Consider the following 21,329-nt stretch of genomic DNA (forward strand, 5'->3'; position numbering starts at 1 on the left):
ATCGTAGGTCAGAGCACACGTCACGCACCGACAATGGGTCAACTACAGTGCGTGGCGGAGCCGAACGAATCAAGATCTACGAATGTAGTACCCGCAGAACCTCGAAACCCGACCAAGTTTGAAGAGCCAAGAAAGCCCGGAAGGAGTATTCCTCCCGGGCCAGCCGATTACCTACTACCAAACCCTCTTACCGCGTCGCCAGATATTCCACACTGGAGATCAAAAACTCCCCATAGTGAAGATCTTCACCTATCTCTGCGAACCTTTCATATTGGCTTCGAGAAATCGGTTCACCTTTGACGATCAGGGCTTGCAGAAGGATACGGAATGCGAGGTCCGGCGTGCAGTGGTGCGCACATCGAGTCAGCTGATCGGCCAACTCGACGCCGATGGACCCGGAAGCCTCGTTCAATTCACGGAGAATTAATTCAGCCTGGCCAATCCCAGCCTCTTGGTCGATTGGATCAAGACGCCCGGGAGGCGTGATGCCTCTCCTCTGGAGCCATGCATCGCATTCTTCTATGAGCATCTTCATCCATTGCGATCCGGATGGAACGCGACGGGGGAAGAAGTTTGCAGTCTGCACTCCCGACTGCCATAGCTGTTCTATGACATCGGACGGAAGTTGCTCAAGGAGCAGCGTTGCATCGCGGCGAACGGATGCGACCTGGCGCGGGTCCATTCCTTCCCACAGGGCGTGCCGAACCGCCTCAATCGGCGACCCCGCATCGATTGTCCAGTCGAGATGGAATGACGTCATCAGCCAGGTAAGGCCGAAGTCATCCTCGGTAAACCGCTGCATATCCTGATCTACTTCGGATAAGCGGTCCACACGGTATATCCACCTGAGTGACCCCTTTGGCGCTGAAGTATCACCGTATACATGTTTCCTGCTTGGGTAATGGTTCCGTTGGAATGAGCGACCCAGCCGATGGAGTTATTGGCCCCGAAGGTACCCGTGAGTGTAAGCCTCTGGTTTGGACCCCTGAGCCATTTACTGATTCTTTGTGCGTTTCCGGCGATAGCGTAGTCTACTACGGACTGCGCCGTCTGGGCGTCGATGAATACCCCGTTCCGGTCACCTTTTTTGATGGCCAGTTCAATCGCCTGCTGCTGGGTTACGTTGACATGCTCGTCAAGAGTATGTGCCAGCCCGGGGAACTTCGCCGCGTCCTCGGCGAGGTTGCCGCAGTTGTGCACCAGGACCGGCGTGGCCCCCGCGACCACATAGTACGTGTGGAGGTCTGCGACGGTCAGGTTGTGGACTCGCTGCTGCGTTGTCCATCGCTTGATTGCCTTGACCCGGACCAGAGTGCCGGCCGACGTGCGCAGCAACATACCGGCGCTCAGGTCGGTCGCCGGTACCCATTGCTTGAGATCGGTCACCCAGAAGGGGTGCATGTCCGTGGCGACGACGATCCCGTCCTGGCTCTCCTGCGCCGGTCCCGCTTCGCTCTCAACGGTGATCTGAACGAGGTTCTTCGCGCCATCCCCGACGATGAGGTCGATCACCGGCTTGGCGACGGTCTCACCCGTTTCCGGGTCGGTGGCAAGCACCTCGTCGCCGACTTGGATTTCCGAAATCGGTTTGGTGGAACCATCCGCCATCACAACTTCGGTATCGGGCGTGAAGCTGTTGCCGATCTTGCAGCGCATCAGCTTGGCCATGAATTTCCCGGAGTCGCCGCCCACGGGAATGATGCCTACCAAAGCCCATGCTGCACCTTCTATGTCACCCTCGTTCAGACCCTTGAGGGCAAGCAGAATATCGGCCGGCGTGCCGACGACGGGCAGGTAGCTGAGGGCCTCAAGTTCCTTTTCGCCAGGAGGCCGCCCGTTTCTTGCATCTCCGTCCAAAGATATTCCGGCGCGAGCGGCCTCCCACGCATCGATTTCGCCGTCTTTGTTGTCGTCCTTCATCGCCGGGCTGTAACTCGGGTGGGCGTTCGAGGCGGGAATTCTCTTGCCCTCGGCACCGGGGTTACATTCGATGCTGGCGTTGTCCCAGCAATCCGACGGCTTGTAATCCGGGTTATGCCATGGACGCGGCTCGTGACCGTCGATCTCGATGTTGTTGATGGGGTTGCCGCCGGTGAAGGCGTAGCGGTTGCTGGTCCACGGGTCGAGGCCGAGCGAGAGGTCGGCCAGCGCGCCGTTGTAGGTGTCGAGGTTGAGGAAGCGGTTGAGGCCGGGGTTGTAGTCGCGGAACCCCATGTCGTACATGCCGGTGGAGTTGTCCCAGCGCTTGGCGTTGAAGCGGTAGGGGTTGTACTCCTCCTTGGCGGTCGGATCGACGGGGTCGGGCTTGTCGACGCCGGTGAAGAGCTTGTCGTCGTTCTTGCCGTAGGCGGTGTAGCCGTAGGTGGCCCGGGTGTCACCCGACTCCGAGGTGATCTGCTCGACGTCGGTGTGCGGGTTGTAGCCGTAGTAGGACGACTCTTCGGTGGCGTCAGGCTTGACCTTGACCTGGGACAGGCGCTCGCCCCAGGGCGAATATTGGAAGGACCTGACCAGTTTGCCGGCCACCTCTTCGTCCAAGACCTCCCCAGAGAGGCCGAGGTAGGAGTAGGTGGTGGTTTTGGCTGAGGCGGTGCCTTCCTTCTCGGTCTTGGTGGTGGTGCGGTCGAGCGGGTCGTAGGTGTAGGTGGTGACGGTGTTGGTGGTGCCGTCGGTGCCGAGTTTCTCGTGGCGGGTGACGTGGTCGAAACCGTCGTAGGTGTACTTCTCCCAGGTTTTGCCGCCGCCCTGGATGGTGCGCAGCCGCCCGTAGGGGTCGTAGGTGTAGGTGCTGTTCTGGCCGCCGGTGACGGAGGTCATCAGGCGGTTGCGGTCGTAGGTGAAGGTGGTCTTCTTGCCGAGGACCTCTTCTTCCCAGACGTTGCTGTTGGGGTCGTGGGAGTAGGTCTCGGTCTCCGCTGCACCGCCGCCGACCGGGGTTTTGACGGTTTTGGTGATGCGGTCGCGGGGGTCGTAGGTGTAGGCGTAGTCGTGTTCGAGGTAGGCGCCGGGGTTGTCGGCGTTCTGGATCTTGGTGTGGTCGCTGGCGCGTTGAAGGTTGCCCTGGTAGCCGATGGTGTGCTCGGCCACGACCGTGGCGTTGGGCTTCTTCTCGATGGAGTGGCGTAGGACGCCTGAGAGGAAGTAGTCGTAGGTGACGGTGTTGCCGTTGGCCTTGGTCTCGGTCAGGCGTTCGGCGCGGGGGGTGTAGGTGTAGCGGGTGGTCTTCGGCGCGGGGTCGGTGGCCGACTTCTTGTTGACCACCTGCTCGACCAGGTCACGGACGTCGTAGCCGTAGGTGGCCACCGTCTTGTCGTGGGTGCGCTCGATGACGGCGCTGTTTTCGTTGTAGGCGTAGCCGGTGGTGTTCTTCAGCCTGCCGTCGAGCGACTCCTTGATGGCGTCGATCTGGTTGAGGTTGGTGTAGGAGATGTCCCACAGGTCGATCTTGGCGGTCGGGGACTTGTCCTCGACCGTGGTGAGGTTGGCGTTCGGGTCGTAGGTGTAGGAGAAGTCCTTCTTCTCCGTGTCGGACTCTCCGCTGTTGTCGCGCACCAGCTTGACGGCGTCAGCCGCCACGATGCCGTTGGCGTCGTCGGTAAGGGTGACGCTGTGGGCGGTGCCGGCGGTGAAAGCGTAGGAGCCGAGTTCGACCCAGGTGCCGGGGGTCTTGGTCTGGTCGAGGGTGACGCTCGCCTCGCCGCCCTCGTGCTTGACCTTGTATGTGGCGTTGGTGGCCGTGGCGCCGGACGGGTACCGGGCCTGCACCTTGTAGGTGCCATCCGACGGGGTGGTCAGGTTCCAGGTGAAGGAGGACTGGCCGGTGCCCGCGGTGGCGGTGGCGTAGTCGTAGCCGACGAACCCGGTGGCCGCCTCGGACTGCGGGCCGACGATGTTGGATGCCGAGCTACCGCCTGAGCCGAGGGTCCAGGTGCCGGTGGTGGCTGTCTGGCCAGTGTCGGAGTTGTCGGACAGGACGACGTCGAGGCCGAGCGGGACGCCGTCGTCGGAGTGGTTCTTGAGCTTGCCGTCGGGGTAGTACGACCAGTCCAGCGCCCGCTGCGACGAGCCGCCCGCGCTGGTGACAGTGCGATTGGTCTGCAGGCCGAGCTCGTTGTAGTCGTAGGTGGTCTTGATGTCCCACGGGTCGGTGGTCGTCTTGGACCAGCCGTTGTCCCAGTAGGTCATCGTGGAGACGTTGCGGATGGTTTGCCCGTGCGAGGGCGGGTGCGAGATCTCCTGCAGCCGGGAGACCGCGTCGTAGGCGTACAAGACGCTGTCGGGCGTGTTGTAGACCGGGTCGGACCGGTCGTAGGGGTAGACCTCCTCGATTGGGCGGTTCAGCTTGTCGTACTTGGTTTCGGCGACGAAGTCGACCAGGTCGCCGCCGCGTTCCACGCCGCGAGGGGTGATGGTCTTGGTCTTGTTGCCAACCTGGTCGTAGGCGAACTGGGTGGTGACGTACTTGATGACCCCGTCGGTCTCGGAATGCGGGACCTTGGTCTCGACCACGACGCCGCGATCGTTGTAGGTGATGATCGTCTTGTTGTCGTCCTGGTCGGTCTGGCCGATGACCAGTCCGTCCAGGTCGTACTCGGCGCCTGTCTGGTGACCGGCCGCGTCGGTGACGTGCTTGACCTGGTGGTTGAGGTCGTAGTCGTAGATCGCACTGTAGTCGCCCGCATCCGCGGTGGCGTTCTTGCGCGGGTCGATGACCTTGGTGGTGTTGCCGACGTTGTCGTAGACGTAGGTGATCTTGTGCTGGTCGGCGTTGAGGACGTCGGTCAGCTGGTAGATCGGGTCGTACTCATACGTGGTGGTGAACTCAGCCGCCTCCGCGCCGACCAGGTTGCCGTTGGGCTCGGTCTGGGTTTTGAGGTTGCCGGCCAGGTCCCAGGTGAAGGTGGCCTTGCGTTCTGGCCCGCCTGCTGTGTCCTTGGGCAGCACCGACTCCGTGAGCTGGTCGGCCGCGTCGTAGTCGGCGGTGGCCACGACGCCGTTGGGTGCGGTGGTCTTGGTGATGTTGTCGTTGCGGTCGTAGATGGGGGCCGGAGTGACAATGAACACCGGCGGAGAGGCGTCCTGGTCCTTGGGGACCTTGGACTCCAGCGGGCGTTTGAAGATGTCGTAGGTCTGGCTGGTGGTCTTGCCCAGCGCGTCGGTGACGTTCAGGACGTTGCCGCGCACGTCGTACTTCGTGGTGGTGACCTGGTTGTAGGCGTTGGTGATCTCCTCCGGGTAGCCGGAGGGATGATAGTCGCCGAACGTGGCGGGGTTGCCGTTGGCGTCGGTCGCCTTGATCAGCTGGCCGAAGCCGTCGTAGTCGTAGGCGGTGGTGTAGTCACCGCCTGCGGGCGTCTTGACGCCGAGCGGGTCGGTGACCGTCTTGAGGTTGCTGTTGGCGTCGTAGCCGAACGCCCACCTGCGGCCTTCCGGCGAGGTCTTGCCCGTCAGGTCGGCGACGTAGCCGTCGAGGAAGCTCTGGTAGGCCAGCGTGGTCGGCGCGGTGCCGTTCTTGTTGGCCTCGGCGTCCCGCATTTCCAGCGGGTAGCCGGTCTTCTGGTCGAAGCTCCAGGTGGCGTAGGCGGTATTGGGCTCGGTCAGTTTGGTGACATTGTGGTCGGGGTCCCACTCCAGCGCGGTGGTCTCGTTCTTGGCGTTGGTGATCGATTCCGGGCGGCCGTAGGCGTCCAGCACGTACTTGGTGGCGTGCTGGAGAGGATCGGTCACGGTCGCATGGATGACGCCGCCCTGCGGACCGTCCGGGTCGACGTAGTCGAACTTGGTGACCCCGCCGAGCCGGTCGGTCAGCGTCTCGATCTTCCACAGATCCTTGGGGTCAACCGGCGCCTCGTAGTAGTCCAGCTTCGTGGCATACTTCTCCGCGCCCTGCGGGGTTTCCGTGTGGGCGCGGGGATCGATGACCTTGACGAGTTTGACGTTCTTGTTGCCCTGGGTGGCGTCGTATTGGAAGGCGAACGTCTTGGCCTGCTCATCACCGGCGCCGTCGATCATCCTGGCCATCAGGCCCTTGTCGGTGTAGGCGAAGCTCACCTTGCGACCGGCGATATCGGTGATCGATTCGACGTTGTCGATGATGTGTGGGTTGGTCAGCTTGGTGTCGTCGACCGGCTGCCAGGTCTCGTCGTCGATGTAGGTGTAGTCCTGGCCCTTGGCGTAATAGTCGAAGGTCAGGGTGCGCCGACCGGCGGCGTCGGTGACGTACTGCAGGAACTTGGTGGGCTTGTTGTTGGACCTGCGCCGTTCGTAGGTGAACGACATGGTGTTGCCGTTCTTGTCCACGATCGCGGACTGAAAGCCCTCGGTGTCGTAGAAGAACTGGGTGCGGTCGGGCTTGGTGAACACCCAGGCACGCTGCTCGGCCAGCTCAGCGTCGTTGGGCTGGCCCTCGAACCCGGCCGGGTCCACCTGCTGCAGGTACAGGTGCACGCCCCGCGGGGGCTTGTAGGCGCAGGTGGTGTAGGTGCAGTCCGTCTTGCCGGGCGGGTCCAGCGTCCACACGTGCGTGGTGCCGTCGCCATCGGTCAACCGCACCTGGTCCGGCCACTTCTGGCCGGGCGGGTGGAACTGCAGCTGCGAGCCGAGCTTGGACAGCGTGCTCGTCTGCAGGCTCCAGCCGTAACCGAGCGATGCGGTGGAGGTGTCGAGGCTGTTGTAGGTCATCCGGACGAACGTCTGCGCACCCCGGGAAGGGTTGGAGAAGGCGTTGTAGTTCCAGACGACGTTGCCGACGTACGGGTTGACCAGGGCGGTGGCGCCGGCGCCGGTGTTCTTGCCGGTGTAGGAGTAGAACTTCTCCAAGCCGAGCAGGTCGCTGGTGGGGGAATCGACGCGGATCTGCTGCGGCAGCTCGGGCAGGTGGTGGGTGGCCGACTTCCAGTTGTTCGTGACCGTGTCCTGCACGTCCCACACCAACTGCACGCCCTCGGCCAGGTTCGTGCTGGTCGCACTCACCGTCGGGGCTTTGACGTCGGCATAGACCGTCGCGGACTCGCCCGGTGCCAGGGTGTTGGACAGTTGCTTTTTGAGCTGGTTGTCGGGAGTGGAGATGTCGGTGCCGTCGGGCAGCTTCCAGTGGTAGCTCACTGCCGTCTTGGCTGCGTCCCACGTCTCGTCGGTGGTGTTGGTCACCACAACGGGGATCTGCCGGGTCGCGCCGGCCTCGAGCCGTTCGGGGGTGCCGGGCACGTAGAAGGTGGAGGAGCCGGAGGTCTTCTCCTTGTACGTCACCCGCAGGCGGGGCCGCAGAACCGGCTCGTCGGCTTCGCCGGACAGGAAAGAGACCGACTGCTTGGCGGTGTCGGCCTCGTTGGCCACCTTGACCAGCAGCCCCTTGTTGCTGGCGGGGTCGGACAGCCACGCCTTGGCGGCGTTGGTGACCGTCCACTGGCGCCAGCCCGGCGTCGCCGTCACCCCGGTGACGGTGGCCAGGGCGCTGGCGTCGAAGTCGCCGCCCGCGCTTGTCCAGGGGCTGTTCCAGGTGGCTGATTCGTCGAAGGTCTTGGTCAGCTTGTGGGCGGTGAAGGATGCGCCGGTGCCGGTGCCGGTGGCGTTGGCGCCCCACAGAGACAGCGTGGCCTGGCTGATCTCGGCGTCCGCCGGCACCCGGTCGGCGAAGTCGTCGAACGCCACGACGGCGCGGGTGTTGGCCAGGGCAGTGGCGGTGTTGCCGACCTGCAGCCGCTTCTGCCCGGCGACTTGGTCGTGACCGATCAACGGTTCGCCAGAAGCCAGCGTGGTGTCGGCGTCACCGTACAGGACCGTGGTGATCTCACCCGGCCTGGGCAGGATCACCCGCATCTGTTGCGACGGCGAGGTTCGGCCGTCGGCCAGCACCGCCTCAACCCAGTAGCTGGCCTCATGGATGTAGGAAGGATCGGAGACCGCTTCCGGATCGCCGCCGCTAGCGGTGTCGGTGTAGGAGGTGACATCGGCCGGCAACGTCGTGACCAGGCTGTCGTAACCGCTGGTGAAGCCGCCGCCGGTCTGGCAGCCGGACGGGCAGGTGCGGTGCAGCTCGTATCCGACCAGGTCGTCGGAGGCGTCATCTGGGGTGGGGTCGGCATAGGCGGTCCACGACAGGGACGCGCCCACCGAGGTGGCCGTGGTGACCGGCTTGATCGTCACGCTCGGCATGCCGTACGTGACCACCAGCTTGGGTGTGTTGGCCTGCTCGGGCAGCATGCCGTCGCCGCCGTAGGCGCTCTCGGAGGCCGCCTCGTACACCGGGCCGCCGACAGGGGTCGCCGCCGACTCATCGGCTGCTTTCAGCATCAGGCCGTAGGTCCAAAACGGCTGTGACAACCAGCCCTGCACCACGTTGGTGACGTTGAAGGAGTGCCAGCGCGACAGCTCACCGGGCTGGCGGGTCACGGTCGCGGCCGCCGTCGTCTTGAAGGTCGGCTGGTTGTTCCAGGTCACGCCGGCCGCCGACCAGTCGGAGGTGATCTCGTGCGCGCCCACCGTCACCGCGCCGGCCTCGCCCAGCGCCTGGTCGAAGTAGACCTCCAGGCGGGCGTCGTCGACCAGCACGTTGTCATCCGGCAGCGCGTCCACCACCTGAGTGTTGATCAACGACCGGTTGATCGCGCCCGCGCTGGTCTTGCCCACCGGCAGATTCCACGCATCGCTGAAGTTGCTGGTCTTGGAGGCCGAGCTGACATAGGTGTCCTCGGCGGCGGCCCAGTCCGGCTGCAGCGCAATGGTGGGATCGATCACCACCGGCCACTTACGCTCGGGCGCGGCCAGCCAGGCCGCGTCCGGCTTCAGCGTGATCGTCGCCTCCGCACCCTGCCGGGTGACCTCCTGGGTGACCGCGTCGGAGTAGCGCTTGCCGTAAGGGGAGGCCGGATCGTTTTCGGCGTCGAACATGAACGGCTTCGGAATGCTGAAAGCCGCCGTGCCGTCCTCACCCACGAACGCGATCGACCCGTCCGGCCGGGCCTCGGCCCGCAACCCACCCGTCTTGACCGTGAACGCCAGCGACACCCCCGCGGCCGACGGCTTGGACAGGACCAGGTACTCCTTCACCCCTTCCGGGGTGACCTGATAGACCAGGTCGGCGCCATCCCACACCCCCGGATAGGTGACCGTGGAGCCGTTCACCGTCGGGGCGATCTGCCGCCCGTCACCGGCCACACCCAGGGTGAGCTGCCGCTCTCCTGCCTTGACCTGCAGCAGCTTGTCGGACTTGTCGCCGAACCGGGTGCCGTAGCCGGCCTTGTCGTTGCCGTGCGTAAACCCGTCCGCGGCCGCCACCTCGATGCGGGTGTCGATCGGCTGCCACTTGCCCTTGCCGTCCTGGTAGTACGCCGGGCGGCTGGAGACCTCCGACTGCAGCCGCCCGTCCTCCAACTCGTAGACGGTGGCGAACCGGGAACGCTTGCCGGGCAGTTCCTTGACCCGCTTGCCCGGCGGCGCGGCCACCCGCCGCTGCTTGGTCGGGCCGGAGTCGCGGCCAGGCAAGGTGATCTTCTGATCGCTCGGGCGTATCTCGCCCTTCGGATCCTCGGTGAACCAATCGGTCACCTGTGCGGCTACCCAGCTCGTCGCTCTGGAGATCAGATTCGGCTCGACAGAGGTCACCGCGGCCGTCTGCGCAAAGGCAGGCAGCGGCGAGGCCAGCGAGGCGGTTAGCGTCACCGCCACGCCTACCCCGACCAGGCGGCGCGACCGTAAGCGACTACTGAGCGGACGGGATGCGATCGGCCGAGGCCGTCTAGAACGTAAACCGAACACGGACACACTCCACATAAGCGGATAAGGAGGATCTAAAGATCTGAGAGAGCAAAACATCCGAATCAGGCCACAAACCGGTACATCCAGTCAAGATCCACGCAACGTGACGAACGCAGGACTTTCAAACACGCAGACGACGAGACACGGCTGGGGCTCCAGCCTGGGTGGATGTGCCTGGCTGCGACGATCTCCGCGACAGACAGTCAAGGTCACTGTCCGTAAACACAGCAGGCCGCCTCGGCCCGCCATCGAGCGGAGGGTGTGCTATTTCACAGCAGACTCACAGCGAACATTCAGCCCCGCAAGCCTCCCCAGACACCACTGCGACAGAGGAATTGCTGGTGCCGGCTACGTCACCCTGAAGGAGGAGAAAGCTCGGCAGGAACGTGACGCCGCTGGCGACCCGCACGCTCGACAGTGGACTGTGACATTCGATGGCCGGACGCGCGGGGCCCTCAAGCTGCCCGACGATGTGATCGCGGCGTGGGACGGTTGGCTGAAGACGCAGGGCCTGCTGTAGTCCATGCACGACGAAGGCCCCCGCTTGCGCCTCCTGTTGGAGGGCAAGCGGGGGATTCACTCATGCCCACGGGTGCCGACTGGTCGGCGAGATGGCACCCCGTCACCCGCGGGTGTCTCGACCGGGGCGACCACCTGCGCGATCAGCGCTTGGATGGGCACCACGAGCGGCACAGGACCGCTTGACGGTGAATCAGCGGCCCAGCGCGAGAACAGTAACCGGGTTGATGAGGCTGGCCTGCGCGCTGGACATCGGCATGCTGAGCGCGGGTCCCGCTGATGTCAGGTGAAGCCTTTGGGGGCGTAACGTTCGAGGATCGTCAGAGACTCTTCCAGGCCCGGCTCGGCTGGCGGCCCGATAGAGTCCGCGATGTCGCTTCTTTCGAGATTGCGAGCCGCCTCCTGACGTGTACTTCCTCAGTTGCTCATGGCGCGAACTCCTGAAATAGACAGACCGGCCGCCTCGGCTATTCTCGCCAGCTGGTAGGGGCGCGGCCATACGAAATGACGGCTGTACGCCACAAGCAGCTCGATTTGCGTATCTATTTCACGTTTGAGGGCGGACAACTCCTGCAGCTTGTCCAATAGCGGGTCGGATCGGACAGGTGGCGGGTATGCATCCTTCAGTGCACGCCTCTCGGCGTGACGCTTCGCCTCGATATTGCAGGTGACCTGCTGATGTCGGTCGAAATCGGTGGATGTCGGTCTTTCCGGGAGCCGGTGCAGTAGCCGGGCGATGTCGTCGAAGGTCTCGTACATAGACTCCTTGCTGTGTCTTTGCGCTGAGCGCAAATCCTGGCACACGAAGCCATGAGAAATCCCTGAAAAAGGGAAACCGTAGGTGCAAGCTTTTTGACCGTGGCGGGCGAAAAGAAAACCAGGGACCTATGGGACAGGGATTGCGATCTTGTGGAAGTGTTACGGTGGGCGGCCACTGGGTCCCCGCAAACGCGAACGGCCCCCCATGCGACGGGGGGCCGTTCTTGCAATGCCCAAATCTCTGACTAGAGAAAAGGACCGCTCAGCGAGACTACTCCCCCTCCGCCGTACCGCGAAGGATAATGGCGAGACTGTCAGGAATCAGAACGGCACGGTTTCCGGGAACAGCAACGGCAACGGCGCCAGGACTGGCGACGGCAACGACTCCCACGACCAGCAACCTCTCCCGGTGCGGTGGGGCGTCATCCTGATCGCCGGGTCGGCACCGGCGTCGCGGTGGGCATAGTCGGCGGGCCTCTTGCTGGCGTGCTGGCTGGCACCGCCATAGCCGCTCTGCTCCATAAATTCCGATCAAAGATGGACAGGAGCGTCTGGCACCCATCGCCCCAAGACCAAAAGTCGGCAGGTCGATCGGCTTGGACTCGTTGAGCTCGGGCATTGGGCTTCTCCTGTAATCGGAAGGCTTGGCTTGACGGGCGGGCAGGTGGCGGTCACCGTCGGAAGAGTTCGAGCTGTTTCCCTTCTTCGGCGAGGGCGGAGGGGCCAGAGCGCGATGGATGCCATTCAGGCCGGCGAACGTTCCGAAAGCGGTGATTCCGGCCGGTCTCCTCTGGCCAATCGGCTGCTTATGCAGATCCCGGCGAACCGTGCTGAGGAGTTCTGGTACCTCGGCGCTGATTACGGCGCCGGGATCGTGGTCAGCGGCGCGCAATCGCTGAGCGCCGTCTCACCTCACAAGGACGAACTCGCGGAGCGACCGGTCATGGTCGATCGCCGCCGCTACGCCGGGGCGAACCGTCCCTCAGGCACGACACTGTTCACTCGATCCTGGATCGAGGCGCAGCGGCAGATAAGGCTGCCGGTGGTGCTGACCGACTCCGGCTATGTGGGCCAGGCGGATCACTCTGCGTTGGTGGCGATTCTGGAACAGACCGTGCGCGCCGGCACTGGGGTGACTGCCGTGCTGCCGTTAAATGCTTCCTGGCTGGCCGGCGATGGGGTCAAGTATCTGGTCGGCGAGATCAACCAGCATCGGGTGCCGGTCGCGCTGGTCTTGGAGCACACCGCCGACCCGCTCGGCACCCAGTGGGCGGTGGGCGGATTGAAACACCTACTGGAGCAGGCGCGCTCCCCAGTGAGCCTGATGTGCACGGATCTGTCTGGGATCGGCGCGCTCGCCCACGGTGCCGCCTGGGCCGCAGTCGGTGTCACCTCCTCGCTGCGACATCTGTATCCTGCCGACAGTCCCGGGCCTCCGTACGGGACACCGCCCGCCAAATACGCGATCGTGCCCCGGCTGCTGAGCTTTATGAAAGTCGAACGCATCCTGGAAGGCTGGGCGCACACCCAGCAGCATGACGACCTGGTCGAAGACCTATGGCGGTGCGCCTGCTCCGAATGCGGGAACCGCACCATGGACCGGTTCGCCACCTGTGCTGACGCCAGCCTGGCCGCGCACAACGCGAGCATCCTGGATGACCTACAGCAGCAAGTCACCTCTCCAGCCTCGTGGGCAAGTGCGATCAATGGCGCGCTGGGCTGGTACCAGTGGATCGAGGATGAGTATCACCTCATCTGGGAGCCGCCCAGGTTCATGAACGCGTGGCTGCCCAGGTCCCGGCGTTGAGCGGCCTTTGGGCCAGCATGGCGTCGTAGACGATTTCCTCCACAAGCCGGTGGACCCATGTCCGCTCAGTACTGACGAACGTGTCAGGAGGCTGGATCACCTCGTGGGGCTTCTCGGCCATCACCAGGCCAAACCCGTGATAGATGGCCTCGGCCCGCACCGCATCTCGGCATGCGACCCTAGCGGGCAAGACCGCGACGCGGGCACCGAAAGCGCCGAACTCGGCCAGGTTCGCCCGTGCCGACCGCCACGAAGCTCGTGCAGCGACAGCCCCACGAATACGTACTGGTGATGGCCGCTCCAGAAAGGAAGGATCGACGTGTGTCCGACAGTGCAGCAACAGGGCATCGGCCGTGGGCGGCAATCCAGCTTCCTGCCGTCTGGCATGCTCATGCTCATCCAGCTCGCACAACACCAGACGCGGCCTGCTGAGCGCCCGCGCCGTGACCACCTGGCAACCCTGCCACCCCAGCGCGGCAAGGACACCCGGCGCGAGGCTGTGCGAACCAGGAGCAGACGGGGTCGTCATGGCGCACCACCATGCCGACTCCTCCACGCTGATGCACTCGGCGTTGCCCAATCGTCATCTCGCTGCGCACCTCGAGATCCCGACGCTAACGTCGCGTAGCCCCTCTTCTCGGCCATCACCTCCAGACGTACGCTGCTCACATGAGTAGCCGACGCATGCAGGGCAGAGGGCCCTGAATTTTGGCTTCACCGTTGCTGCGATAGTCCTAGCTCTGCCAGTGCTGCTGCGCTTGATGCTCGCGGCGTGGGCCTTCCGCATCGCTCTGCGGAACTGCCGCTCTCAAGAGCAACGCCGAGCCATTGCTCAGTCAGCCGTCCTCATCTTCCTGAACAGGAGAGATGAGCACTCCCCGCTTCCCCCAGCGGATGAGTTGCCCTCTGGTGACACAGAGGGCAAGGCAGAGATCTAGATTGCGGCGCGGGCGGATGAGGCCCAGGAGAAGTGTGCCCAAAGTCTGGTCACATCCGCCTCATCAGCCCACCGGGACGCAGCCATCCCAAGCGTCTGCTCTTCCTGGCCATGGCAACCCGTATCAACCACGGCCTGTCCCAACAGATCGCCGCCAGGGTGGTCCGCCGCGTCAACCAGATCGCTGACGACGTCGCCCGAGGCGCCCGAGGCAACGCGCCCGCGGCGAAGACGTGGCAAATGCCGCCGGAGGTGCCGTACCGGCGGATGGTCGACCTGGCGCGGCACGGCATGCAGGCCACGGCGACCACTCTCCAGCAGCTCATCGACCTGCGCAGTCCTGCGCGAGACAAGCCGTTCACTGACGAGCGCACAGGCGAACAGATCCGCTACCTGTTCGAGACTCCGCTCCAGAAAGCCAGCAAGGCGGCCGGCCTGGTCGGCCCGGGTGGTTGAAAGGGCAAGGAACGCGGCACCGTCTCCGCGCACAGATTCCGGCACCCAGCTCGCCGAACGCGGCGCCAAGCTGCACACCATCATGAAGGTCCTCGGCCACTCCTCGGTCTCCATGGCACTGGTCTATGCCCAGGTCAGCGACCGCGAAGTGCTGCGTGACTACAAGTCCGTCCTCGAACCTGGGACCGTTGTCGCCGGCCCCGCAGCTGAGGAGCTGAGGCCCGGGACACTGCCCGCAGAGGCCGTTGACTGGCTAAAGACCAACTTCCTCAAGACCGGACTCGAGCTCGGACACTGCCTACGCCTGCCGACCGAAGGCCCCTGCGAATGCGACCTCTACCTGACCTGCGCCAAGTTCGTCACCACCCCCCACTACGCCCCACGACTCCGGGCCCGTCTGGAGGTCGAACAGCAACCCGTCCAGGACGCCGACGAACGCGGCTGGACCCGCGAAGTCGAACGGCACTCCGCCGTCTCACCGGTCTGCTCACCGACCTCGGCGAGACCACCGATCCGGGGGACGGCAACTCCTCGGGAAGGTCACAACCATGCACGTCGACGGGCTGAGCGAGCTGCTCACATCCATCAAACAGCCCACCGCGTAGTCACCTCCAGCTGTCCCATCTCGTCGCGGCGAGCACCAGCAGCGCAGGGCCGTCGAGCGGGCCGCGAGACAAGGCAGAGACGATCTGGCCGCACTACAGGAGGAGGTCGCCGGTTGCGCCATACGACGGCCGGTCGCGTTGCTGGGACACGTCAACTTCGAGAGCCGGGATCCTCACAGAAGCACCATCCGCCGCCCGAACGGATCCCACTTCACGACCACGAGTCCGCCGTATCGCTCGGCCAGCCTGTGGCGCAGATCCTGGTCGAAGCTGTTCGTCTCGAGGATGACCCGGTTGGCCTCCGCGTCGATCCCTGCCCCGAGGGCGCTGGGCTCGTCAAACGGCCCGTCTTCGTCATCGAGCACCTGGGTCAGTGCCGTCTGACTATTCGCGACCCGCCGCACCTCCGGCACGATGTCGTACCTGACCTGCTTCCCCTCAGACCAGTACGCCCCCGAGAGCACCGCAGCGGCCAGCGCGCGCCCTCGCGCCGTGACGTAGGGGGCGACGAGCCGGTAAGGCCCGCCGTGGGCGATGTATGGGGGAGCGAGGTCGTCCGGATACGCCTCGGCCCGCTGCTCCGCCATTATTTGCGCTCGGTTGAAGGGCTCGATGCCCTCGTACGACCTGAGCATGACGGGTGAGACGGGCTCGTAGTACACCTCGGCCGCGTCGTTCGTGGCCGGCTGAACGACCACCCGCAGCTCGCCGGGCAGAAACAAGGGCGCCGCCGTGACGGCGTAGACCAGGAGCAGCATGAAGATCATCTTTAATCGCATGCGCGCAGAGTTTAACGGGAAGCCGCACCGCCGTAATGAGCACGAGGCGGATCGACGTCCCTGCGTGGGGCGATGGGTGGCCAAGACCGATCCAGGGGAAGCTTGCCGTCTCCCGTATTTGAGGCATCCGTTCGAATGTCTCACGATATGCACGGCATGCCCGAGGTCGAACGAGGCCGAACACCAGCCTGGCACACAGGCACCGAAGTGATGGCGATCGATCGGCATGAGCAGGCGACAGCCCTTGACGGTGTCCACATAACCTCGATCATCGGGTTCGCCTTCTCCGAACTGCTGAGCTTCAAGCTGCTGCCACGGCTGAAGACCATCGGCTCCGCGCGGCTGTACCGGCCAGGGACCGGCGAGGACGAGGCCTGGCCGCGCCTGGAGGCGGTGCTGTCGAACAAGACCATCGACTGGACCCGATCGCCCGTCACTACGATCTCTCAGTTACTTGGAATGTGACCTTCCGGACGATCTTGTCCGGTACGGTCTCGCCGATGGCTGAGGAGAGTCGGTGGACGCTGTCGTACTCGAGAAGAAGTGGCCCGTCCTGGAGCGGCACCAGCAAGCGGCCGGGTGGCTGCGGATCTGGACTGATCTGGGACGGGCACCCCGCACGATCGACGCCTACGCACGTGGGTTCGCCGAGTATCTGCAGGTATGCGAGCGGGAGGGCGTTGACCCGGTCACGGCGAACCGGGCGCACGTGGCGGTGTTCGTCCGTGAACTGGTTACCCGGCCGAGTCATCGCGGCGCGAACGTGGTGTCGATCGACTCGGGGGCCGGGCTGTCCAACGCCACGATCCAGCAGCGACTGGTCGCGGTCAGGCTGTTCTACGACCACCTCATAGAGGAGGGGCTGCGCGAGTCCAACCCGGTCGGGCGCGGAAAGTACACGCCCGGACGTCCCCACCCCGGCAGGCCCACACCTCACCAGATAGGCGTTCCAGCCACGGCGACGCTCTTGCCCATCGTCGACGTCCGCCAAGGGCCGCCCCGGGGCGCCGGCCGATGAGATAACGTCCTCGCGTGAGTCTCTACCTGGTCGATCCTCCCGAAGAACTCACGCGTCGAGCTCGATACTTCGTGAGCGCGCACGCCTTGCGGGTTACCCTTCTCGACGTCGATCAGTACCGGACGCGTTGGCTCGGACTGGGCATTCCGGCTACGGAGATCGACCGAGCGGCCGCCTACTCAAGGCGCTGGGGCGGGCTCGTGCTTCCCCCCGCTCCGAACTATGACGGCGGCCCGAGAATTTTGAACCCTGATACCCCTGAAGGGTCGCCGGACAAAGGATGGTGGTTTGAAGCAGGAACGCAGCGAACCGCCGTTCCCTACACCTTCATGATCGGACCTCAGGGCGAGTTCGGCGTTCACGGCGACAGATGGACGCCTCTGCACTCGACCGTCGAAGGCTGGGTGGAATCAGTGGCACTGGCCCATCATGCGTCCACCTGGGCAAAGACCATTACCAAGGTCACAGGCCAGGACGTCGATGCCCTCCAGCTGGAGGCCTTCGAGGCGGTCCCCTACTCAGGCTTGGACACTTGGGCCTGCACGGCTGACGAGGCCCTGATGCCACTCGTCTTCGAGCCCTGGTCAGCTACAGCTTGACCTGGGCACAGATTCCACATAAAGATGATCAAGTATGCGACCGCGCTCAGGTTGCGCACCGCCGAGTCCCATCAGATGCTGCGCCGCTTCACCCGCGGCGGCCCCAAGCACCCCCTACCAGGCGATCGAAGAACTGGGCCGCGTCATCAGGACGATCTTTTATCTGTGAGTATCTCGCGGATGAGGAACTCAGGCGGGAGATCAACGAGGGCCTGAACGTGGTGGAGAACTTCAACTCCGCCAGCAAGGATCTGTTCTACGGCAAGGCCGGCGACCTGACTGGCGACGACCGCGAGAACGTCGAGGTCTCCTCGCTGGCGCTGCACCTGGTCGCGGCCGCCATCGCCTACCTCAACACGCACCTGATCCAGATCGTGCTGCGCGACCCGGTCTGGCGAACACGGCTGAGCGGGGCCGACCGGCGCGGACTGACCGCGCTGTTCTGGTCCATCTGAACCTGTACGGGCGCTTCGAGCTCGACATGAGCCACCACCTGGAGCTGGACGGCGTTCCACTCGGGCGGCTCAACGCCCCGTGACGCACGGGGTTGGGCCAGGACTAGCGCCGCTCAGCCCTGTCAGCCCCACTGTCTACTGCCGGATCGACAGGCCGGTGTCGGGGTCGAATGGTCCCACCGTTGCACGACGGTCTGCCGGAACCCCTGATCGAGCTGGGTCGCCACATGATGTCGCCCCTCGTGGTAGCGCCGTTCGGCGTTGGGTTCGGTGTGGGGCAAGAGGCGCGGGATCCTCGAAGGAGGAAGGAAGCCGAAAAGGCCGTTTCATGGTGTGCCCGGGGGTGGGGTGCTCTGCGGCGGCTGCGGGGGTTTGGGTACAGCTAGGACGCTTGAGGGAAGTCCGCGGCCCGGGAGGCGGTCTCCTGGGCGCGCAGTTCGTCCAGGGCACCGCGCAGTTGGTCGTAGACGGCGTCGTAGCCGCCGTTACCCAGGACGATGCGGCGGGGCGGGGAGTCCTGCCTCATGGCGTCGACCACGGCCTTGACCCCGCGGTGGGGATCACCAGGCTGGCGGCCGTCCTGACTGACCATGGCCACCCGCACCGTCTCCACGAACGCCCGGTAGGCGGCCTCTACGGTCTCGGTCACCGGCTCCTCGACGAAGCCGGCATAGGCCTGGGTGCGGAAGGCACCCGGCTCCACGGCGAGGACCTGGATACCGAACGGCTCCACCTCGGTGCGCAGCGCGTCCGTCATGCCCTCCACCGCGAACTTGGCGGCACTGTAGAAGCCGAAACCGGGCACGCTCGCGATCCCGGCGACCGAGGACATGTTGACGATCCATCCGCTGCGCCGCTCCCGCATGCCGGGAAGCACGGCGCGGACGAGGTCGACAACGGAGAAAAAGTTCAGCTCGAAGGAACGGCGTACATCCGCCTCCGGGGAGCCCTCCACCGATCCGTACCAACCGCGGCCGGCATTGTTGACCAGCACATCGACCCCGCCGAAGTGTGCTTCGGCGGCCTGGACCGTGTCCCGGACCTGCTGAGGGTTGGTGGTGTCCAGCTCCAGCAGCAGGATCCGCTCACGCGCCTCGATGCCGTGCAGGTCGGCCCATTCCTTCAGCTGCCTGGGCTGGCGGGCAGTCAGCACGACGTTGTCGCCCTGCTCCAGCGCAACGTCGGCATAAGCCCTGCCGAAACCACCGGTACCGCCGGTGATGAACCATGTCTTCATAGTGCTCCTTTTGGAGTGTGCAAGGCGGCAGCGCGTCAGGGGGCGATGACCAGGCTGCTGATCAGCGCGCCCTCGACGGTGAAGCGGTAGTTGAGGTCGGCGCTACCGCCGGGGAAGTCGCCCTCAAGGTGCTGGGTGAGGGTGAACTGGTGGGTGCCGGTGCGCTCGGCGGCCACCGGCGTGGTGGTGTAGGTGAACTCCGAAGCGGCGTTGGCGATCCAGTCGGTGATCGAGGGGATACCGGTGTAGGTATGGCCCTCATCGGTCACGCTCGCCTGCGGGGTCAGGATCGCCGCCGCTGCGGTGGTGTCTCGGAGGTCGAGCGCGGCCACGAACTGCTGGACGGCCGCGGGCAGGTCGGTGATGTCGATACGAACAGTGTTGTCAGTCATGGCCAGTGCCCTATCTGAGTTGATCGGGTGGGGGCGGTCCGCTGTGCGGCCGCCCGGGGGTCTCGGCCTGTCCCCGGCACGGTGGGGCCTCATGGACATGCGCCACCGGAGGGACGCACCGTGCGCTTGGCGCTCCGGGCGGCTCGGTCAGAGGCAAGTGAGGAGAGGTCGAGTTGCTGGACCTCGATCGAGGAGGCCGGGTGCCGCTCCCGGATCCGGGCGAGCGCCGCGGCGCCGTTGCCCTTGTCGCGCACCGCGAGCACGACGTGTGCGCCGCGTGCGGCGAGCTCCTGGGCGGTGGCGAATCCAAGGTCCTTGTTGGCGCCGGTGACGACAGCAACGCGACCCGCCTGGTCAGGGATATCGGTTACGGTCCAGCGGTTCCTTGCCATGGCAAAAGCTCCTCTTATTCAGGGGTCCCGTGGGGTGCGCGAGGCGGTCGGGCTCAGCCCAGGGTGGAGATGCAGAACGGGTGGCCGGCGGGGTCCAGCAGGACCCTCCACAGGTCGGGCTGGGGCTGGACCGGGGCCTCGACGGCACCGAGGGCGAGCAGTCGCGCCTGGGCCGCGTCCAGGTCGTCAACGCCCAGTTCCAGGTGGGCCTGCTTCTCGCGGGCGGGGTCGGGCCAAGTGGGGCGCTGGTAGTCGGCGAGCCGGTAGAAGCTCAGTGCGGTCGAGCCCTCGTGGCCGATCAGGACGTAGTCCTCGTTGGAGAAGCGGACGGGCAGGCCGAGGGCCTGGCCGTAGAAGCGGGCCAGCTCTGCCGGGTCGGGGCAGTCGAACGTGACGGACGCGTAGCGGATCGCGAGTGCGGTTTCGGTACTCATGGAAGGGACGCTACGACCAGATCCGGACAACTTCTGTCCGGGTCATGGGGAACACTTCAGGTGTGATAAATACCTCCGCCCGTCTGCTGCGACTGATCTCGCTGCTGTCCGGGCGGCCCCTGTGGACCTGCCGCGAGCTGGCCGACCGGATGGAAGTCACCGAGCGCACTGTGCGCCGCGACATCGCCCGGCTGCGGGAGCTCGGGTACGGCGTCGAGTCCGAGCCCGGGCCATGGGGCGGCTACCGCATGGGCGGCGGCACCCGGGTGCCACCGCTGGTCCTGGACGACGAAGAGGCCCTCGCGGTGGCCGTCGCCCTGCGCGGGGCCGCGCTCAGCGGCGTCCTGGGCAGCGACCAGGCCTCGCTGTCCGCGCTGCTGAAACTGCGCCAAGGCCTGCCCCCGCGGATCGCGGACCGGCTGGGTGAACTGGACGCCGCGTTCGCGTACACGCCGCGGGACGACGAGCGGCAGATCGCGTCGGGGATGCTGCTGGAGCTGGCCACCTTGTGCCGCCGCGGCGAGCGTGCCCGCCTGTCCTACCGGGACCGGGAAGGCAGGGCCACCGTCCGCGAGGTGGACCCGTACCGCCTCGTGCACACCGGGCGCCGCTGGTACTTCGTGGCCTGGGACGTCGAACGGGACCAGTGGCGCACCTTCCGGGCCGACCGGGTGACGCACACACAGCCGACCGGCCAGGTCATCGACCTCGTCAACCCGCCCGACCCGGCGGTGCTCGTCTCGCGAAGCATCTCGCGCGGCACCTACCCGATCCACGCGAGAGTCCGCCTCCCGCTGCCCCTGGATCAGGCACTGCCGCTTATCCCGCCCACCATCGGCACCCACCGGCCGGACGGCCCCACGGGCACCATCGTCGAGATCGGCGGGAATGACGCCGGCGAGCTCGCCACCTACCTGCTCACCCTGGGCACCCCGCTTACAGTGCTGTCCCCGGACAGCGTGCGGCAAGCACTCTTGCGCCGCACCCGAGAACTGTTCGAGAACAACGGCGGCCACCTGCCCTCCTAGACTAGCCGCTTGCTTGGTCGTGGAAGTGCGCGGCTGGTGCCCGGACGGTCGGGCGGCGGCTCAGCGAACAACCTCTCCTGCGCAGGCCTGCGGCACAGACACCGCTCATCGATCTCGACATGGTCGGCCATCTCCGCCAGCCCCGACTCGGCATCA

17 protein-coding genes are annotated in these 21,329 nt (G+C 65.2%); 7 read left to right on the plus strand and 10 right to left on the minus strand.

Features of this window, described 5'->3' with window-relative positions:
• Window positions 1–187: 187 nt before the first annotated feature.
• The 4 genes from ABZS69_RS39120 to ABZS69_RS39135 form a co-directional block, all read right to left on the minus strand.
• Complete coding sequence (locus tag ABZS69_RS39120) at window positions 188–832, minus strand: hypothetical protein (RefSeq protein WP_355381109.1); 645 nt, start codon at window positions 830–832, stop codon at window positions 188–190.
• Complete coding sequence (locus tag ABZS69_RS39125) at window positions 811–9,660, minus strand: DNRLRE domain-containing protein (RefSeq protein ID WP_355381111.1); 8,850 nt, start codon at window positions 9,658–9,660, stop codon at window positions 811–813. The genes ABZS69_RS39120 and ABZS69_RS39125 overlap by 22 nt, the downstream gene beginning before the upstream one ends.
• 1,032 nt (window positions 9,661–10,692) lie before the next feature.
• Window positions 10,693–11,034 (minus strand): hypothetical protein, encoded by a 342-nt coding sequence (locus ABZS69_RS39130; RefSeq protein WP_355381113.1) that lies wholly within the window; start codon window positions 11,032–11,034, stop codon window positions 10,693–10,695.
• Window positions 11,035–11,355: 321 nt separating this feature from the next.
• Window positions 11,356–11,556, minus strand: coding sequence for a hypothetical protein (locus tag ABZS69_RS39135; RefSeq protein ID WP_355381115.1), 201 nt, complete (start codon window positions 11,554–11,556; stop codon window positions 11,356–11,358).
• Window positions 11,557–11,767: 211 nt separating this feature from the next.
• Between ABZS69_RS39135 and ABZS69_RS39140 the strand changes: the two genes are divergently transcribed.
• Window positions 11,768–12,841, plus strand: coding sequence for a hypothetical protein (locus tag ABZS69_RS39140; RefSeq protein ID WP_355381117.1), 1,074 nt, complete (start codon window positions 11,768–11,770; stop codon window positions 12,839–12,841).
• On the opposite strand, the gene ABZS69_RS39145 is transcribed toward ABZS69_RS39140, so the two are convergent.
• Window positions 12,807–13,370 carry a hypothetical protein gene (locus ABZS69_RS39145; RefSeq protein WP_355381119.1) on the minus strand — a complete coding sequence of 188 codons (564 nt, stop codon included), beginning with the start codon at window positions 13,368–13,370 and terminating at the stop codon, window positions 12,807–12,809. The two genes, ABZS69_RS39140 and ABZS69_RS39145, sit on opposite strands and share 35 nt — an antisense overlap.
• Window positions 13,371–13,889: 519 nt before the next feature.
• On the opposite strand from ABZS69_RS39145, the gene ABZS69_RS39150 reads away from it, so the two are divergent.
• The gene (locus ABZS69_RS39150) at window positions 13,890–14,234 is read left to right on the plus strand and encodes a hypothetical protein (protein WP_355381121.1); all 345 of its coding nucleotides are present in this window, start codon (window positions 13,890–13,892) and stop codon (window positions 14,232–14,234) included.
• A gap of 778 nt (window positions 14,235–15,012) precedes the next feature.
• On the opposite strand, the gene ABZS69_RS39155 is transcribed toward ABZS69_RS39150, so the two are convergent.
• Window positions 15,013–15,618 (minus strand): hypothetical protein, encoded by a 606-nt coding sequence (locus ABZS69_RS39155; RefSeq protein ID WP_355381123.1) that lies wholly within the window; start codon window positions 15,616–15,618, stop codon window positions 15,013–15,015.
• Between the two features lie 156 nt (window positions 15,619–15,774).
• Between ABZS69_RS39155 and ABZS69_RS39160 the strand changes: the two genes are divergently transcribed.
• The 4 genes from ABZS69_RS39160 (at window position 15,775) to ABZS69_RS39175 (ending at window position 17,690) form a co-directional block, all read left to right on the plus strand.
• Window positions 15,775–16,083 (plus strand): Tn3 family transposase, encoded by a 309-nt coding sequence (locus tag ABZS69_RS39160; protein WP_355381125.1) that lies wholly within the window; start codon window positions 15,775–15,777, stop codon window positions 16,081–16,083.
• A 52-nt stretch (window positions 16,084–16,135) separates the two neighbouring features.
• Window positions 16,136–16,636, plus strand: coding sequence for a site-specific integrase (locus ABZS69_RS39165; protein ID WP_355381127.1), 501 nt, complete (start codon window positions 16,136–16,138; stop codon window positions 16,634–16,636).
• A gap of 14 nt (window positions 16,637–16,650) precedes the next feature.
• Window positions 16,651–17,235, plus strand: a complete 585-nt coding sequence (locus tag ABZS69_RS39170; protein ID WP_355381129.1) for a hypothetical protein — start codon at window positions 16,651–16,653, stop codon at window positions 17,233–17,235.
• Window positions 17,236–17,453: 218 nt separating this feature from the next.
• Window positions 17,454–17,690 (plus strand): Tn3 family transposase, encoded by a 237-nt coding sequence (locus tag ABZS69_RS39175; protein WP_355381131.1) that lies wholly within the window; start codon window positions 17,454–17,456, stop codon window positions 17,688–17,690.
• A gap of 382 nt (window positions 17,691–18,072) precedes the next feature.
• Here the strand turns inward: ABZS69_RS39175 and ABZS69_RS39180 are convergent, their stop codons facing one another.
• The 4 genes from ABZS69_RS39180 to ABZS69_RS39195 all read right to left on the minus strand — a co-directional run bounded on the left by ABZS69_RS39180 (window position 18,073) and on the right by ABZS69_RS39195 (window position 20,145).
• Window positions 18,073–18,927 carry an SDR family NAD(P)-dependent oxidoreductase gene (locus tag ABZS69_RS39180; protein ID WP_355381133.1) on the minus strand — a complete coding sequence of 285 codons (855 nt, stop codon included), beginning with the start codon at window positions 18,925–18,927 and terminating at the stop codon, window positions 18,073–18,075.
• A 35-nt stretch (window positions 18,928–18,962) separates the two neighbouring features.
• Window positions 18,963–19,319 carry a nuclear transport factor 2 family protein gene (locus ABZS69_RS39185; protein WP_355381135.1) on the minus strand — a complete coding sequence of 119 codons (357 nt, stop codon included), beginning with the start codon at window positions 19,317–19,319 and terminating at the stop codon, window positions 18,963–18,965.
• A gap of 89 nt (window positions 19,320–19,408) precedes the next feature.
• The gene (locus tag ABZS69_RS39190) at window positions 19,409–19,711 is read right to left on the minus strand and encodes an SDR family NAD(P)-dependent oxidoreductase (RefSeq protein WP_355381137.1); all 303 of its coding nucleotides are present in this window, start codon (window positions 19,709–19,711) and stop codon (window positions 19,409–19,411) included.
• Between the two features lie 53 nt (window positions 19,712–19,764).
• The gene (locus tag ABZS69_RS39195) at window positions 19,765–20,145 is read right to left on the minus strand and encodes a VOC family protein (protein ID WP_355381139.1); all 381 of its coding nucleotides are present in this window, start codon (window positions 20,143–20,145) and stop codon (window positions 19,765–19,767) included.
• A gap of 62 nt (window positions 20,146–20,207) precedes the next feature.
• On the opposite strand from ABZS69_RS39195, the gene ABZS69_RS39200 reads away from it, so the two are divergent.
• Window positions 20,208–21,173, plus strand: coding sequence for a YafY family protein (locus tag ABZS69_RS39200; protein WP_355381141.1), 966 nt, complete (start codon window positions 20,208–20,210; stop codon window positions 21,171–21,173).
• Window positions 21,174–21,329 lie beyond the last annotated feature (156 nt).

The sequence above is a fragment of the Nonomuraea sp. NPDC005650 genome (assembly GCF_040605375.1).
In the GTDB taxonomy this organism is placed as follows: domain Bacteria; phylum Actinomycetota; class Actinomycetes; order Streptosporangiales; family Streptosporangiaceae; genus Nonomuraea.